This is a genomic window from Micromonospora sp. A200 (genome assembly GCF_029893845.1).
In the GTDB taxonomy this organism is placed as follows: Bacteria; Actinomycetota; Actinomycetes; order Mycobacteriales; family Micromonosporaceae; genus Micromonospora; species Micromonospora purpureochromogenes.
Genome location: NZ_JARXXY010000002.1, coordinates 260548 through 276685, shown reverse-complemented (window position 1 = coordinate 276685; position 16138 = coordinate 260548). Strand labels below are relative to the sequence as shown.

At 73.9% G+C, this 16138-nt stretch carries 15 protein-coding genes; 13 read left to right on the top strand and 2 right to left on the bottom strand.

Features of this window, described 5'->3' with window-relative positions; all coding sequences use genetic code 11:
- Positions 1–113: 113 nt before the first annotated feature.
- The 10 genes from M2302_RS03195 to M2302_RS03150 all read left to right on the top strand — a co-directional run bounded on the left by M2302_RS03195 (position 114) and on the right by M2302_RS03150 (position 10563).
- Positions 114–500, top strand: coding sequence for a hypothetical protein (locus M2302_RS03195; protein ID WP_280836451.1), 387 nt, complete (start codon positions 114–116; stop codon positions 498–500).
- Positions 501–707: 207 nt separating this feature from the next.
- Positions 708–3545: a Na+/H+ antiporter subunit A gene (locus M2302_RS03190; RefSeq protein ID WP_280836450.1), complete on the top strand. Its 2838-nt coding sequence runs from the start codon at positions 708–710 to the stop codon at positions 3543–3545.
- Complete coding sequence (locus M2302_RS03185; protein ID WP_280836449.1) at positions 3542–4024, top strand: Na(+)/H(+) antiporter subunit C; 483 nt, start codon at positions 3542–3544, stop codon at positions 4022–4024. Before M2302_RS03190 ends, M2302_RS03185 begins: the two co-directional genes overlap by 4 nt.
- Positions 4021–5526, top strand: coding sequence for a Na+/H+ antiporter subunit D (locus M2302_RS03180; protein ID WP_280836448.1), 1506 nt, complete (start codon positions 4021–4023; stop codon positions 5524–5526). The genes M2302_RS03185 and M2302_RS03180 overlap by 4 nt, the downstream gene beginning before the upstream one ends.
- On the top strand, positions 5523–6113 hold the full coding sequence (locus M2302_RS03175; protein ID WP_280836447.1) for a Na+/H+ antiporter subunit E: 591 nt from the start codon (positions 5523–5525) through the stop codon (positions 6111–6113). Before M2302_RS03180 ends, M2302_RS03175 begins: the two co-directional genes overlap by 4 nt.
- Positions 6110–6373, top strand: coding sequence for a monovalent cation/H+ antiporter complex subunit F (locus M2302_RS03170; RefSeq protein WP_280836446.1), 264 nt, complete (start codon positions 6110–6112; stop codon positions 6371–6373). Before M2302_RS03175 ends, M2302_RS03170 begins: the two co-directional genes overlap by 4 nt.
- A 73-nt stretch (positions 6374–6446) precedes the next feature.
- A complete protein-coding gene (gene mnhG / locus M2302_RS03165) occupies positions 6447–6788 on the top strand; it encodes a monovalent cation/H(+) antiporter subunit G (RefSeq protein WP_088963373.1) in 342 nt (113 codons plus the stop codon).
- 160 nt (positions 6789–6948) lie between these two features.
- Entirely contained in the window at positions 6949–8301 is a 1353-nt protein-coding gene (locus tag M2302_RS03160; protein WP_280836445.1) for a hemolysin family protein, read from the top strand.
- Complete coding sequence (locus M2302_RS03155; RefSeq protein WP_280836444.1) at positions 8298–9362, top strand: hemolysin family protein; 1065 nt, start codon at positions 8298–8300, stop codon at positions 9360–9362. The genes M2302_RS03160 and M2302_RS03155 overlap by 4 nt, the downstream gene beginning before the upstream one ends.
- A gap of 277 nt (positions 9363–9639) precedes the next feature.
- The gene (locus M2302_RS03150) at positions 9640–10563 is read left to right on the top strand and encodes a sporulation protein (RefSeq protein ID WP_280836443.1); all 924 of its coding nucleotides are present in this window, start codon (positions 9640–9642) and stop codon (positions 10561–10563) included.
- Positions 10564–10659: 96 nt separating this feature from the next.
- Here M2302_RS03150 and leuE read toward each other — a convergent pair whose 3' ends face one another.
- Positions 10660–11328, bottom strand: a complete 669-nt coding sequence (gene leuE / locus M2302_RS03145) for a leucine efflux protein LeuE (RefSeq protein ID WP_280836540.1) — start codon at positions 11326–11328, stop codon at positions 10660–10662.
- Entirely contained in the window at positions 11328–12572 is a 1245-nt protein-coding gene (locus M2302_RS03140) for a bifunctional pyridoxamine 5'-phosphate oxidase family protein/GNAT family N-acetyltransferase (RefSeq protein ID WP_280836442.1), read from the bottom strand. Before M2302_RS03140 ends, leuE begins: the two co-directional genes overlap by 1 nt.
- Before the next feature lie 38 nt (positions 12573–12610).
- Between M2302_RS03140 and M2302_RS03135 the strand changes: the two genes are divergently transcribed.
- The 3 genes from M2302_RS03135 (at position 12611) to M2302_RS03125 (ending at position 16118) form a co-directional block, all read left to right on the top strand.
- Entirely contained in the window at positions 12611–13951 is a 1341-nt protein-coding gene (locus tag M2302_RS03135; RefSeq protein WP_280836441.1) for an aminotransferase class I/II-fold pyridoxal phosphate-dependent enzyme, read from the top strand.
- Between the two features lie 252 nt (positions 13952–14203).
- Positions 14204–14899: a UdgX family uracil-DNA binding protein gene (locus M2302_RS03130; protein WP_280836440.1), complete on the top strand. Its 696-nt coding sequence runs from the start codon at positions 14204–14206 to the stop codon at positions 14897–14899.
- Between the two features lie 76 nt (positions 14900–14975).
- Positions 14976–16118 (top strand): acyl-CoA dehydrogenase family protein, encoded by a 1143-nt coding sequence (locus tag M2302_RS03125; protein ID WP_280836439.1) that lies wholly within the window; start codon positions 14976–14978, stop codon positions 16116–16118.
- Positions 16119–16138: the final 20 nt, after the last annotated feature.

Sequence of the window (16138 nt, the reverse complement as noted above, 5' to 3'; positions counted from 1 at the left end):
GCTTACGGGCCGGATGAGCGGCTTGACGTATTACGTCTTAACTAACTGCTTGCTTGTGACGCGCAACATAAAGTAACTTCACTCGCAACGCAGCGTCGGGTGAAGGGGATCGGATGACCGTCGAGGAGCCCGGCTTCGCGCCCGCCACCGACGTGCTCATCCGGAAGGTCGACAGTCACCTCGCCGCCGTCCGGGGCAGTCTGCGCGGCCCCGAGCTGGAGCTCGCCGAGCGGCTCGCCCGTTCGCTGCGCGAACTGGTCGTCTCCACGGCCCAGGCCAGCGCCGCCGACCGGGGTCAGGTGCGGGCCGCCGTGCACTACTTCGTGCTGCGCCGGGAGAGCCGGGGCAACCTGCTCTCGGTCCGTTCGCTCGCCGCCGCCCAGCGCGTGGTCAACAAGGTCGTCGTCCAGCTCGGCCGCCCCGACCTGCTGGTGGAGACCCGGCGGGACCGGCCGCCCCGGGAGGCCGCCGTGCCGGCCGGCGACGTCGCGCTGCGCTGACCGGCCGGGCGGGTCAGCCGCGCGGCTGAGTCGTTCACGACATCAGCTCGACAGCAGCACCGGGGGCAGCTGCCGCCCTGGCCCGGAGCGCGGCCACGGCGGGCGATTTCCGCAAAACGCCCCGTCGACCGGCGATCTGGCGTCTGATCGGTGCAGACCGGGACATTCCTCCCGGCGCGCGCCGCCAGCTCGACCGGGGGAGGACGCGTGCTCGTACTGCTGCTCCTCCACCTGGCGGCGGCCCTCGCCGCGCCGCTGCTGGTCCGGCGGTGGGGTCCGCGCGCCTGCTACCCGCTCGCGCTGGCGCCGGCCGCCGCGTTCGGCTGGGCGCTGACCCGTACGCCGACGGTCCGCGACGGCGGCGCGGTCGTCGAGACGTATCACTGGATCGACCAGCTCGACGTCGACGTGGCGCTGCGGCTGACCACGCTGTCCTGGCTGATGACCCTGCTGGTCGGCGGCGTCGGCGCGCTGGTGCTGGTCTACTGCGGCCGGTACTTCGCCCCCGACTCCGCCGGCCTGGTCCGGTTCGTCGCGGTGCTGGTCGCCTTCGCCGGCGCGATGCTCGGCCTGGTCCTCGCCGACGACCTGCTGCTGCTGTACGTCTTCTGGGAGCTGACCACGGTCTTCTCCTACCTGCTCATCGGCCACAGCACCGAGCGGCGGGCCAGCCGCTGGGCAGCGGCCCAGGCGCTGACCGTCACCACCCTGGGCGGCCTGGCCATGCTGGTCGGCTTCCTGATCCTCGGCGAGCACGCGGGTAGCTACCGCTGGTCGGAGATCGCCGGCGCGCCGTTGCCCGGCGGCGCCGCGCTGGTCGTGGCGGTACTGCTGATCCTGACCGGTGCGCTCGCCAAGTCGGCGATCGTGCCGTTCAACGCCTGGCTGCCGGTGGCGATGGCCGCGCCCACGCCGGTCAGCGCGTACCTGCACGCGGCGGCCATGGTCAAGGCGGGGATCTACCTGATCGGAATGCTCGCCCCGGTGCTGGCCGGCGTCGGGCCCTGGCGACCGGTGGTGCTCACCCTCGGCCTGGTCACGATGATCGCCGGCGGCTGGGCGGCGCTGCGGCAGTGCGACCTGAAGCTGCTGCTGGCGTACGGCACGGTCAGCCAGCTCGGACTGCTGGCGGTGGTGCTCGGCGCCGGCAGCCCGGACGCCGCGCTCGCCGGGGTGGTGATGCTGCTGGCGCACGCCCTGTTCAAGGCGGCGCTCTTCCTTGTCGTCGGCATCATCGACCACGAGGTCGGCACCCGTGACCTGCTGGAGCTGTCCGGGCTGGGGCGACGGGCGCCGGTGCTCGCCGCGGTGGCCGCGCTCGCCGCCGCCTCCATGGCCGGGGTGCCGCCGCTGATCGGCTTCGTCGGCAAGGAGGCGGTCTTCACCGCGCTCGCCGAGCGGCCGGTCGTCCTCGCCGGCCTGGTCGTCGGCGCCACCCTCACCGTCGCGTACAGCATCCGGTTCCTCTGGGGCGCCTTCGCCACCCGGCCGGACGTCGAGCCGACCGAGCCCGACCCGGTGCCCGTACCGATGCTGGTGCCGCCGGCCCTGCTCGCCGTGGGCGGGCTCGTCGCCGGTCCCGCCGTCGCCGCGCTGGAGGGGCCGCTGCGCCCGTACGCGGAGCTGTTCGGCGCACCGCACGAGCACCTGGCGCTCTGGCACGGCCTGACCCCCGCGCTCGGCCTGTCGGCGGTGGCGCTGGCCGGCGGCTACGTGCTGCACGCGGTGCGCGGCCCGCTCGCGCCCGCGCTGGCCCGGCTGCGCGCGCCGGTCGGCGGCAACCAGGGGTACGAGTGGGTCACCCACCGCTTCGACCGGCTCGCCATCGAGGTCACCGGCGCCACCCAGCGCGGTTCCCTGCCGCAGTACCTGGGCGCGATGCTGCTCGCCCTGGTGCTGGTGCCCGGCGCGACGCTGCTGTCCGCCCGCCCCTGGCGCGAGCGGATCGCGCTCTGGGACAGCCCGTTGCAACTGGTGGTCACCCTCGTCGTCGCGGTCGCGGCGCTGCTGGCGGTCCGCGCCCGCCGGCGGCTGACCGCGATGCTGCTGGTGGGGGTGACCGGCTACGGCACCGCGATGCTCTTCGTGCTCTACGGCGCGCCCGACCTGGCGCTGACCCAGTTCCTGGTGGAGACGGCGACCATCGCCGTCTTCGTGCTGGTGCTGCGCCGGTTGCCGGAACGCTTCTCCGCCCGGCCGCTGCGCCGCAGCCGGTGGGCACGGCGGCTGGTCGGCGTCGGCGTCGGGGTGGTCCTCGCCGGCTTCGCCCTGGCCGCCGCCGGTTCCCGGACCGCCGCGCCGATCTCGCTGGCCTTCCCCGATCTCGCGGTGGTCGAGGGGTACGGCCGCAACGTGGTCAACGTGACCCTGGTGGACATCCGGGCCTGGGACACCATGGGTGAGCTCGCGGTGCTGGTGGTGGCCGCGACCGGGGTGGCCAGCCTGATCTTCGAGCGGTCCCGCACCGGCCCTCGACCGCGCCGGGGCGAACCGTCGCGGGCGCCGCAGCGTGACACCGGGCCGGTCTGGCTCAGCGGTGGCCCGACCCTGCACGAGCGGCGCCGCTCGATCGTCTTCGAGGTGGTCACCCGGCTGATCTTCCACACCATGGTGCTCTTCTCGTTCTTCCTGCTCTTCTCCGGCCACAACGCCCCCGGCGGCGGCTTCGCCGGCGGCCTGGTGGCGAGCCTCGCGCTGACCCTGCGTTACCTCGCCGGCGGCCGGTACGAGCTGGCCGAGGGCGCCCCGGTCGGCGCGGGCACGGTGCTCGGCGCCGGGCTGGCGATCGCCGTCGGTGGCGGCGCGGTGTCCCTGCTGACCACCGGCGACGTGCTGGAGAGCACCAAGGTGAACCTGCCGCTGCCCTGGCTGGGCGAGCCGTACCTGGTCACCTCGCTCTTCTTCGACGTCGGGGTCTACCTGGTCGTGGTCGGGCTGGTGCTGGACATCCTGCGCAGCCTCGGCGCCGAGGTGGACCGGCACCTCGAGGCCGCCGGCAGGTCCGAGCGGGGGCTCGTCGTCGAGCGGGAGGGGGAGTCGGGGTGAGACAGGGCGGCGCGGGGCCGACCCTGGTGCTGGTGCTCGCCGTCGGCGTGCTCGCGGCCACCGGGGTGACCCTGCTGCTGGAGCGCAGCCTGACCCGGATCCTGCTCGGCGTCATCCTGCTCGGCAACGGGGTGAACCTGCTCATCCTGCTCGGCGGCCGGTCCGGCGCGGCGCCGGTGGTCGGCACCGCCGAGGTGGCGGAGTTCAGCGACCCGCTGGTCCAGGCCATGGTGCTCACCGCCATCGTGATCACCTTCGGGCTGACCGCGTTCCTCGCGGCGGTCGCCTACCGCAGCTGGTATCTCGGCGGCGACGACGAGGTGCAGGACGACCTGGAGGACCGCCAGATCGTGCAGCTCGCCGAGCGCAACGAGGTGCTCGACGCCGACCTCGGCGGGGAGGGGCCGAACGACGACCCGGAGCAGGTGGACCCGGAGCCCGCCCGACGCCGGCTGCGCCGACGGGGTGGGCGGCAGTGAACCGACTCCTGCCGCTGCCGGTGGTGGTGCCGCTGCTCGGCGCCGCGCTGACCCTGATCCTGGCCAACCTGCCCCGGGTGCAGCGCACGGTCAGCGTGGTCGCGCTCACCGGCAACCTGGTCGTGGCGGTGGCGCTGCTGGTGCAGGCGTACCGGCACGGGCCGGTGGTGACGCAGGTGGGCGGGTGGCCGGCGCCGGTGGGCATCGTGCTGGTCGCCGACCAGTTGGCCGCGCTGATGCTGGTGGTCTCCTCCGCGGTCACCCTCTGCGTGCTGATCTACTCCATCGGCCAGGGCCGGAGCGAGACCAGCGAATCCGCGCCGGTGAGCATCTACCACCCCACCTACCTGGTGCTGACCGCCGGCATCACCAACGCCTTCCTCGCCGGGGACCTGTTCAACCTCTTCGTCGGCTTCGAGATGCTGCTGGCGGCCAGCTTCGTGCTGATCACCCTCGGCGGCACCGAGGTCCGGATCCGCACCGGCTCGATCTACGTCGTGGTCGGCATCCTCTCCTCGATGATCTTCCTGGTCGCGGTCAGCCTGGTGTACGCCGCCACCGGCACCCTCAACCTGGCCCAGCTCGCCACCCGCCTCGACGCGCTGCCGGACGGCGTACGGCTGGGGTTGCAGCTGATGCTGCTGCTCGCCTTCGGCATCAAGGCGGCGGTCTTTCCCGTCTCCGCCTGGCTGCCGGACAGCTACCCCACCGCGCCGGCCCCGGTGACCGCGGTCTTCGCCGGCCTGCTCACCAAGGTCGGCGTCTACGCGATCATCCGGACCGAGACGCTGCTCTTCCCCGGCGGGCAGGTCGCCGGCCTGCTCATGGTGGTGGCCGGGCTGACCATGGTGGTCGGCGTGCTCGGCGCGGTGGCGCAGTCGGACATGAAGCGGCTCTTCTCGTTCACGCTGGTCAGCCACATCGGCTACATGATCTACGGGGTGGCGCTGAGCACCGCCGCCGCGCTCTCCGGCGCGATCTTCTACGTGGTGCACCACATCACCATCCAGACCACGCTCTTCCTCGTCGCCGGGCTGGTCGAGGAGCGCGCCGGCAGCACCGACCTGCGCCGGATCGGCGGCCTGGCCCGGATCGCCCCGCTGCTGGCGGTCCTCTTCTTCGTCCCGGCGATAAACCTCGCCGGCATCCCGCCCTTCTCCGGCTTCCTCGGCAAGGTCGGCCTGCTCCAGGCCGGCGTGGCGGTCGGCGGGCCGCTGCCCTGGGTGCTGGTCGCCGCCGGCACGGCGACCAGCCTGCTCACCCTCTACACCGCCTCGCGGGTGTGGAACATCGCGTTCTGGCGGGCGCCCCGGCTGGCCACCGACGAACCGGTGGTCCGGCTGCCGCAGCTGATGGTGGGCGCCACCGCCGCCCTGGTGGTGCTGGGCCTGACGTTCACGCTCGCCGCCGGTCCGCTGTTCCGCGTCACCGCCGACGCCGCAGCCGACCTGCGGCTGCGCACCCCGTACGTGCGGGCCGTGCTGCCCGACGGTGCCCCGTGACCGCCCCGGACACCCCCGGATCGCCGCCCACGAGGCGCGCCGGCCGCCGCCGCCGCGACCAGGCCATCGCCCTGGGCTGGCTGATCGCGGTCTGGAACCTGCTCTGGGGCGAGATCTCCTGGGGCAACCTGCTCGGCGGGGCGCTGGTCGGCGTCGCGGTGCTGCTGTTCTTCCCGCTGCCGCCGGTCTCCTTCGGCGGCCGGCTGCGGCCCCGGGCGCTGCTGGTGCTGCTGACGACGTTCGTCGCCGAGTTGGTCGACGCCAGCGTGCACGTCGCCGCGATCGCCGTCCGCCCCGGCTACCGGCCGCGCGGGGCGATCATCGGAGTACGCCTGCGGGTGCGCACCGACCTCAACCTGGCGCTCACCGCCGAGCTGCTCTCGCTGGTCCCCGGCACCCTGATCCTCGAGATCGACCGGGACGCGGGCGTCCTCTACGTGCACGTCCTGGACGTCCGGCGTCCGGAGGACCTGTCCGACAGCCGGGACCGGGTCCTCGCCGTCGAGGCACGCGTCGTCCGGGCGATCGGCTCCGACGCCGAGGTGCGCCTGCTCGCCACCGATCCCGTCGACCGGAGGTCCACATGACCGTCGTCCTCACCGTCGTCCTGACCGTGCTGCTCTCGGTCACCGCGCTGCTGGCGCTGGCCCGGATCTACCGGGGCCCGTCGCTGCTGGACCGGGTGATCGCCGCCGACCTGCTGCTCGCGATCATGCTCGGCGCGGTCGGGGCGGAGGCCGCGATCAACCGGCACGCCACCACGCTGCCGGTGCTGGTGGTGCTCTCGCTGCTCGGGTTCGTCGGCTCGGTGGCCCTGGTCCGCTTCGCCGTCCGGGAGGAGGCGTGACCCGCCCGGCCCGGCTGCCCGCCGTCCCGGCCCGGCCGGCGCGCGGCGGCGTCGCGAACGAAGGGGCTGCCCGGTGAGCGCGGGTACGGTCGCCGACTGGCTGGGAGCGGTCGCCCTGGTGGCGGGGGCGCTGCTCAGCCTCGCCGCCGGGATCGGGGTGCTGCGCTTCCCGGACGTGCTGGACCGGATGCACGCCGCCACCAAGCCGCAGGTGCTCGGGGCGCTGCTCCTGCTGCTCGGGCTGGCGCTGCGGCTGCGCAGCCCCGCCGACCTCGGCATGATCGCGCTGGTCGCCGTCTTCCAACTGGCCACCGCGCCGGTGGCCGCGCAGATGATCGGGCGGGCCGCGTACCGTTCGGGGCGGGTGGACCGGACCCTGCTGGACCGGGATGAACTCGCCGAGCACCGGAAATAGGGGATGAGCGGCAGCTTTGTCCCCACCTTCAGCGGGCTTTCAGCGACCGCGGATAGAATTGCCGCATGATCGACTCCTCTGCCCAGGAGGGCAGCAGTAGCCAGCCGGGTCGTGCCCGGCATCCCATCGCCCCGACGTCCCCGGGAGCCCTGAGCGACCCGTGTTGATCGTCGTCGGTCTCGTACTCATCATCGTTCTCACCGCCGCCACCGGCTACTTCGTGGCCCAGGAGTTCGGCTACGTCGCGGTGGACCGCGGCCGGCTCAAGCAACAGGCCGAGGAGGGCGACCAGGCGGCCGCCCGGGCCCTGGAGGTCACCGGCCGACTTTCGTTCATGCTCTCCGGCGCCCAGCTCGGCATCACCGTGACCGCCCTGCTGGTCGGTTACGTCGCCGAGCCGTACCTGGGTGCCGGGCTGGCCGAACTGCTCGGCGGCGCCGGTGTCTCCACCGCGGTCAGCCTCCCGCTGTCGGTGGTGCTGGCCCTGCTCATCGCCACCGTGGTGCAGATGGTCCTCGGTGAACTCGCCCCGAAGAACCTGGCCATCGCCCGCGCCGAGCCGCTGGCCCGGGCGCTGAGCCGCTCCACCCTGATGTACCTGAAGGTCGCCGGCCCGCTGATCACGCTCTTCGACCGGGCGGCGGTGCGGCTGCTGCGCCGGGTCGGCATCGAGCCGATCGAGGAACTGCCCAGCGGCGCCACCCCGGAGGACCTGGAACAGATCATCGCCGAGTCCCGGGAGGAGGGGCACCTCGACGCCGAGATGTCCGACCTGCTCGACCGGGGCCTCGACTTCCGGGAGCTGACCGCCGGGGAGGCCATGGTGCCCCGGGTCGACGTGCACACCGTACGGGCGCACGAGCCGGTCAGCCGGGTCGTCGAGCTGCTCGACACCGGCCACTCCCGCTTCCCGGTGCGTGGCGCCGAGGGCGTGGACGACCTGGTCGGCGTGGTCGGCATCGCCGACGTGCTCGGCGTACCCCCGGCGCGGCGCGCCACCACCCCGGTCAGCGCGGTGGCCGTACCCCCGTTGCTGGTGCCCGAGACACTGCCGCTGCCGACGGTGCTGGACCGGCTGCGGTCCGGGCACCGGCAGCTGGCCTGCGTGGTCGACGAGTACGGCGGCTTCGCCGGGGTGATCACGCTGGAGGACATCGCCGAGGAACTGGTCGGCCCGATCCGCGACGAGGACGACCCGCCGGAGCGCGCCCCCGCCCGGCAGGCCGACGGCTCCTGGGTGGTGCCGGCCCGCTGGCGGATCGACGAGGTCGCCGACAGCACCGGCATCGCGCTGCCCGAGGCCCCCGAGTACGACACCCTCTCCGGGCTGGTCATGCGCGAGCTGGGCCGGGTGCCCGAGGTGGGTGACCGGCTGGAGATCAGCCTGCCCGCCGACGGCGAGGCGCCACCCGAGCGCGCCCTGGTCGAGGTGCTCGTCGTGGACCGGCACGTGGCCGACTCGGTGCGGCTGCGGATCGCCGGCGAGGCCCCCGGCGGGGAGGTGGCGGCATGAGCCCCGCAGTCGCACTGCTGGTCTCGACGCTGCTGCTGGCGCTCAACGGCTTCTTCGTGGCCGCCGAGTTCGCCCTGCTGGCGAGCAAGCGCTACCGCCTGGAACAGGCGGCCGCCGGTGGCGGTCGGGCGGCCCGGGCGGCCCTGGACGGCGTCCGCGAGCTGTCGCTGATGCTGGCCGGCGCGCAGCTCGGCATCACGCTGTGCACCCTGGGGCTCGGCGCGCTGGCCGAGCCGGCGATCGAACACCTGCTCAGCCCGCTGCTGCACACGGTGGGGCTGCCCGACGCGGCCAGCCACGCCGTCGCGCTGGTCTTCGCGCTGGCGCTGGTGACCTTCCTGCACCTGGTCGTCGGGGAGATGGCCCCGAAGTCGTGGGCGATCACCGATGCCGAGCGGTCGGCGCTGCTGCTGGCGCTGCCGTTCCGGGCCTTCGCCCGGGTGGCCCGGCCGGTGCTGTCGGCGCTCAACGCGCTGGCCAACGTGGTGCTGCGGCTGTTCGGGGTGCAGCAGCAGGACCAGCTCGCCCAGGTGCACGGCCCGGACGAGCTGCGCATCCTGCTGGAGCAGTCCCGCGAGCACGGGCTGCTCGGCGCCGAGCAGCACCACCTGTTGACCAGCATGCTGGAGTTGCAGGGCACCACCGTCCGCGACGTGATGGAGCCCTTCGACGAGATCGTCACGGTCCGCCGCGACGACACCGCGGACCGGATCGAGCAGGTCAGCCGGGACAGCGGCCGGTCCCGGCTCGCGGTGCTGGACCCGGGCGGCGAGGTCTGCGGCCTGGTCCACGTGCGGGAGGCGGTGCGGGCGGTCACCACCGGCCGGCCGGCGACGGCGGGCGAGCTGATGACCCGGGCGTTCACCCTGCCGGCGACCTCCTCGGTCACCGAGGCCGTGGCCGCGATGCGCGCCGACCAGGCCCAGCTCGCGCTGGTCCGCAACGGTGGCGGCCCGACCCGTCCGATCGGTTTCGTGGCCCTCGAAGACCTGCTGGAGGAGGTCATCGGCGAGTTCGACGACGAGACCGACCCGGTCCCGCGCGGCCGACGCCTGCGCTGACGCCCCACCCCACCCACCCACCTCCCGCCCGGCCGCCGGCTCCCCGTGACCCGGCGGCCGGCCTCGTCCCCACCCCCTTCCACCCCCCCAAGATCCGCGCACCTTCAGAGAAAGCGTGGCCATCGGGCGGGAAATAGCCACTCTTTCCCCGAAAGTGCAGGTACGCGGCGGACTGCCGCTCGGGGCGCTCGGGAAGGGCGCGGCGGATCGCCGCAGGGGCAGGGAGTGTCGGGACGGGGGGTGGGAAAGCCGCGGGCGAGGGGAGGGGAGCGCGGGCGTGCGGCTGACCGGGGTGGCGCGGGAGTCCGGGTGGACCGGGCTCTCGGTGAGCACCACGCTGACCAATCCGAGCACCCGGCCGGGGCTGCGGTTGCCGGGGCGGGTGACGCTCGCCGCCGGGCCGGACGACGTGCCGATCCGGCACGTACGGCTGGGCCTGGTCGCCACCGCGGAATCGGACGATCCGCGCAGTCCACCGCGACTGGTGCAGTACCACCAGGTGCCCATCGGCGGCCGGTTCGTGGTGCCGGCCGGGCGACGCCGGGCGATCGACTTCGCCCTGCCGCTGCCCTGGGAGACCCCGGTGACGATCTTCGGCGGGGTGCCCCTGATGAGCATGCGCACCGGGCTACGGACCGAGGTGTCGGTCGACCCCGACCTGGACCAGGGGGCGATGGTGCCGGTCTTCGTCCATCCGCTCCCCACCCAGCAGCACATCCTCGCCGCACTGGACACGCTCGGCTTCCTGGTCCGGCAGGCCGGCCTGTCGCACGGCCGGCTGCCCGGCGTCGAGCAGGCGTTGCCGGTGCACCAGCGACTCGGCTACTGGGTGGGACCGCTCTACGCGGGCCCGATCACCGAGCTGGAGGTGATCTTCGTGGCGAACTCGGCCGGCCTGGAGGTGGTCCTCTGGCTGGACCGCCGGCTGTCGCTGACCGGGATCAGCCACCAGAGCATCAGCCGCTTCCGAACCTGGCACACCGGGGCCGACCAGCGGGACTGGGTGGCCGTCGTGGACGGCTGGCTGCGCGCGGCGATCAACCGGCACGCGGCGGCCGCCTCGCACGCCGACTGGTCCGCCAAGATCACCGAGTCCGCCCACGTCAGCCGCCATCCCGACGAACCGGTCGCGCCCGGCTACGGCCTCGGCGGCACCGCCGGAGGCGGGGGCATCGGCGGCGGTGGTGGCGACGGCACCTGATCGCCCTGCGCCGGCGCCCGACCGAGGTGGGGGCGACGGCAGTCGATCGCCAGACCCCGGCGGGGCGACGGCACCCGGGGCGCCGCCCGGCCGGGGTCAGACCGAGGCGGTGGCGAGCTTGAGGCTGAAGCCGAGGAAGAGCACCCCGACGCCGGTGGTCGCGCTCGCGGCCAGCCGCCGGCGGCGCCGGAACTGGGCGGCCAGGAAGGTGCCCATGAAGATCAACGCGGTCAGGTAGAGCGCGCTGGTGACCTGGGCGATCAGCCCGAGCAGCAGGAACGACAGCGCAGGCCAGGCGTACCCGGGGTCGACGAACTGGATGAAGAACGAGATGAAGAAGAGGATCGCCTTCGGGTTGAGCAGGCTGATCACCAACGCCTTGCGGAACGGGCTGCGCATCGCCGCCGGCTCCGCGGCGTCGATCAGCCGCGGCGCCGCCGGGTCGTTGCGGTCGCGCCAGCGCCGCCAGGCCCCGCGCAGCATCGTCAGCCCGACATACCCGAGGTACGCCGCACCCGCGTACTTGATCACAAGGAAGAGCGGCGGGTACGCCTTGAGCAGCGACGCCACCCCGGCGGCGGAGAGGAACATCAGCACCCCGTCGCCGACGAACACCCCACCCGCCGCCCGGTAGCCGGCGCCCACCCCCCGCTTGGCGGCGGTGGAGAGCACGAAGAGCGAGTTCGGCCCGGGCAGCAGAATGATCGCCACGGTCCCCAGCACGTACGTCCAGATGTCGGTGATGCCCAGCACGCCCGCCATCATCACGCCACGGGTGCCGTACGGCGAAGCCTTTCCCGGAGCCTGGCCTGTGCGTTCGGCCACTCGTCGACGGTCATCGCGTACTGCACGGTGTCCCGCCAGGAGCCGTCCGGGCGCTGCCGGTGCATCCGCAGCACGCCCTCCCGGGTGGCGCCGAGGCGCTCGATCGCCGCCTGGGAGCGGGTGTTGCGGATGTCGGTGTGCCACGCCACCCGGACCGCGCCGAGCTCGTCGAAGGCACGGCTGAGCAGCAGCAGCTTGGCCTCGGTGTTGATCCCGCTGCGCCACCAGGGCCGGCCGAGCCAGGTGTGGCCGATGGCGACCGCCCGCCGCTCGGGGTCGATGTCGTAGTACGAGGTGGTGCCGACCACCGCGCCCGTCCGCGCGCAGCGCTGCACCCAGGGCACCCGTTCGCCCCGGTGCCCGGCCGCCAGCGCGCCCGCGACGATCTCCCTCATGGTGGCCGGGTCGGTGGGCAGCGGGTGGGTCAGGTGCGCCCAGACCTCCGGTTCGGCGGTGGCGGTGAAGAGCTCGTCGGCGTGGGCCAGGTCCAGCGGCTCCAGCAGCACGTGCTCGCCCCGCAGGGTTGCCGCCTCCCGCCACGGCGACCCGGCGGTCCGCAGTCCCGCCGGCACCGGGGCGGTGACGCCCGCGTCCGGTTCCGGCAGCCCGGCGGTCAGCCGCAGCGGCACCACCCCGGCCCAGTACGGCAGGTCGAGGTCGGCAGGGTCGTCGCGGACCCCACCGGTGCGGGACCGCAGTGACACCTCGCGCAGCGGCAGCGCCAGCACGGCCGTCTCGGCCAGCTCCCGGCGGCTCGGCGGGCGGCTGTCCGCGCTGCGACCGGCGGCGACCTTTTCCACCAGGGCGGTCAGCATCCGGGACTTCTCGGCGTCGTCGGTGACCAGGTGGGCGGTGCCGTGCGCGACCACCGACCGGTAGTTGGCGCTGTGGTGGAACTGTGAGCGGGCGTAGACCAGCCCGTCGAGCAGGGTGACGGTGACGCAGATCCGCAGCCCGCCGTCACCGCGGGCGGCGAGCAGCGGGCGGCTGCCGGTGGAGCCGTGCAGGTAGAGGGTGTCGCCGATGCGCACGTGCAGGGTGGGCAGCAGCCGGGGCTCGCCGTCGACGGTGAACCCGAGCACGCAGTGGTACGCCTCGTCGAGCACCGCGTGCACGGCGGCCGGGTCGTAGCTCATCCGGTCGCGGGAGCGGCTGGCCGTGGTGCGCGGGGTCGGGGCGTACATGCGACATCCCACCTTTGTTCTAGTACAATCTGCTAACTGTGGCAGTACGTTATCAGATCAGTGGCAGCACGTCGGCCGCCATTTCGGCGAGCGTGGAAACCGGCATCCGGGCCGACGCGCTGGCCCCGGGCAGTCCGCTGCCCGCCGTCCGGGCGCTCGCCACCGAGCTGGGGGTCAGCCCGGCCACCGTCGCCCGGGCCTATCAGGAGCTGCGCCAGCGGGGCCTGGTCGTCACCGCCGGCCGGCACGGCACCCGGGTGCGCCCCCGACCCCCGGTCGCCGGCCGCCGCGCCGCGCTGCACCCGCCGCCCGCCCCCGGCACCCGCGACCTCTCCCAGGGGTACCCCGATCCTCGGCTGCTGCCCCCGCTCGGTCCGCACCTGGCCGCGCTCGCCGCCGAGATCGGCCCACCCGTCGGGTACGCCTCGACCGCCCTGCTCCCCGCGTTCGCCGAGGCGGCCCGGGGCCGGCTCGCCGCCGACGGTGTGCCGGCCGAGGAGATCACCGTGACCGGGGGCGCGCTGGACGGCATCGAGCGGCTGCTCGCCGCGCACCTGCGGCCCGGTGACGCGGTGGCGGTGGAGGACCCGGGCTGGGCCAACCTGCTCGACCTGGTCGCCGCGCTCGGGCTGCGGCCGATCGGCGTACCGGTGGACGACGACGGGCCCACCGAGGCCGGCGTCCGCGACGCCGTGGCCCTCGGCGCCCGGGCGCTGGTGGTGACCAGCCGCGCGCAGAACCCGACCGGCGCCGCGGTCTCCGCCGAGCGGGCCGGGGCCCTGCGGGAACTGCTCGCCGGCCGCCCCGACCTGCTGCTGATCGAGGACGATCATGCCGCCGAGCTGGCCCGGGTGCCGCTGCACCCGCTCGCCGGGGCGACCCCGGCGTGGGCCTTCGTCCGGTCGGTGAGCAAGCCGTTCGGGCCCGACCTGCGGCTGGCCGTGCTGGCCGGCGACGAGGCCACCGTGTCCCGGGTCGCCGGCCGCGCCCGGGTCGGCGCCGGCTGGGTCTCCACCGTGCTGCAACGGCTGGTGCTCTCGCTCTGGCGCGACCCGGCCACCGCGGAGCTGGTCCGCCGCTCCGGCGAGGAGTACGAGCGGCGGCGCACCGGGCTGCTGGCGGCGCTCGCCGCCCGGGGCCTGGCCGGGCGCGGTCGCAGCGGCATCAACATCTGGCTGCCGGTGCCGGACGAGACCAGTGTGGTCACCGCGCTGCGCGACGCCGGGTGGTCGGTGGCGCCCGGTGCGCTCTACCGGATCGGTGCCGAGCCCGGGATCCGGATCACCGTCAGCGCGCTCGACGACGCCGACCTCGTGCCGGTCGCCGACGCGGTCGCGCGGGCGCTCCGCCCGGCCCCGCCGGGTCGGTTCACCGCGTGACCCGGCTGGTCCTCGACGCGCATGGTCGACGTTCCGGAGGGTAAGCGCGCGGCCGGGAGGTGACCGGTCATGGCTGCACCCAGGTCGAGGACGGGGCTCTGGATCGCCATCGCGATCGCGGTGATCTTGGTCGTGATCGTGATCGCGATAGCCATGGGCGGCGGTGGCGACGGTGGCGGGGGTTACTGACGCGCGCCGGCGCGGCCGCGCCACACCCGGCGCCGCCGACGAATCCGGTATATAAAGTTCGCCATGGCCGAGACCGACGCGCCCGGTGCGCAGAAGTTCATCCCGCCGCAGGCCGACACCCTCGACGAGCTGCGCGCCGCGGCCGCCGGTTGCCGGGGCTGCGAGCTGTACCGCGACGCTTCGCAGACGGTCTTCGGCCGGGGTGACGAGAGCGCCCGGGTGGTCCTGGTCGGCGAGCAGCCCGGCGACATGGAAGATCAAAAAGGACTGCCCTTCGTCGGCCCGGCCGGCCGGCTGTTGCGGCGGGCGGTCGACGACGCCGGAATCGACCCCAAGCACATCTATTTGACGAATGCCGTAAAGCACTTCAGGTTCGAGCTGCGCGGGAAGCGGCGCATCCACCAGACCCCGGACCGGGTACACATCACCGCCTGCCGGCCGTGGCTGGTCGCGGAGTTCTCCCGGTTGCGTCCGGATCTGGTCGTGGTGCTCGGCGCGACCGCCGCCAAGGCCCTGCTCGGCCCGGCGTTCCGGGTGACCAAGCAGCGCGGCGAGCTGCTGCCCTGGCCGGCCGCCGCGCAACGCCCGGAGGACTTCGTCCGGGTCCCGGTGGACAGCGCCGGGAAGGTGGCCGACGCGCCGGCCGCGCAGCTGCTGGCCACCATCCACCCGTCCGCCGTGCTGCGCGCCGACGACCAGGACGCCGCGTACGCGGGGCTGGTGCAGGACCTGACGGTCGGCGCCCGCGCGCTGGCCTAGCGCCCCGGGTGAGCCGCTGGCAACGCCTGCCACCGCCCCCTGGGCAGCGCGGGTGAGCGGTGCCACACTGGCCGCCATGGAGCAGCATCTGTACGAACCGGTCCACGAGGAGTTCCGCGACCTGTGCCGGGAGTTCCTGGCCCGCGAGGCGGTGCCGCACCACTCCCAGTGGGAGGCCGACGGCATCGTCGACCGCGAGGTGTGGCGCAAGGCCGGCGCGGCCGGGCTGCTCGGCATGGACGTCGACACCGACCACGGCGGCGGCGGGCAGCGCGACTTCCGGTTCAACGCGGTGCTGGACGAGGAGATCGTCGCGTCGGGCTGCTCGGGGCTCGGCTTCGGCCTGCACAACGACGTGGTGGCGCCGTACCTGACCGAGCTGACCACCGACGAGCAGCGCAAGCGCTGGCTGCCCGGGTTCTGCTCCGGTGACCTGGTCACCGCGATCGCGATGAGCGAGCCGGGTGCGGGCAGCGACCTGGCGGGGATCCGCACCAGCGCGGTCCGCGACGGCGACGGGTGGGTGCTCAACGGGCAGAAGACGTTCATCACCAACGGCGAGATGGCCGATCTGGTGATCGTGGTGGTGCGTACCGCGCCGGACCAGGGCGCGCACGGGGTCAGCCTGGTCGCGGTGGAGACCGGTACCCCCGGCTTCACCCGGGGCCGGCGGCTGGCGAAGGTGGGCCTGAAGGCCAACGACACCGCCGAACTCTTCTTCGACGACTGCCGGGTGCCGGCGGAGAACCTGATCGGCACCGAGAACCACGGCTTCTACCACCTGATGGCCAACCTGCCCCGGGAGCGGCTCAGCATCGCCGTCGCGGCGGTGGCGGCGGCGGAGAAGCTGCTCGCGGTGACCCTGGACTACGCCCGCTCGCGGGAGGCGTTCGGCCGGCCGATCGGCAGGTTCCAGCACAACCGGTTCCTGCTGGCGGAGCTGGACACCGAGGTCACCATCGCACGCACCTTCGTCAACCACTGCGTGGCCGAGTTCAACGCCGGCCGGCTCTCGGTCACCGACGCCGCGAAGGCCAAGTGGTGGACCACCGAGCTGCAGAACAAGGTCGCCGACCGCTGCGTACAGCTGCACGGCGGCTACGGGTTCATGCTGGAGTACCCGGTGGCGAAGGCCTGGCTGGACGGGCGGGTGCAGACCATCTACGGCGGCACCACCGAGATCATGAAGGAGATCATCGGGCGCGGGCTCGGCCTCTAGCGAAACCGGGTCCCCCGGGG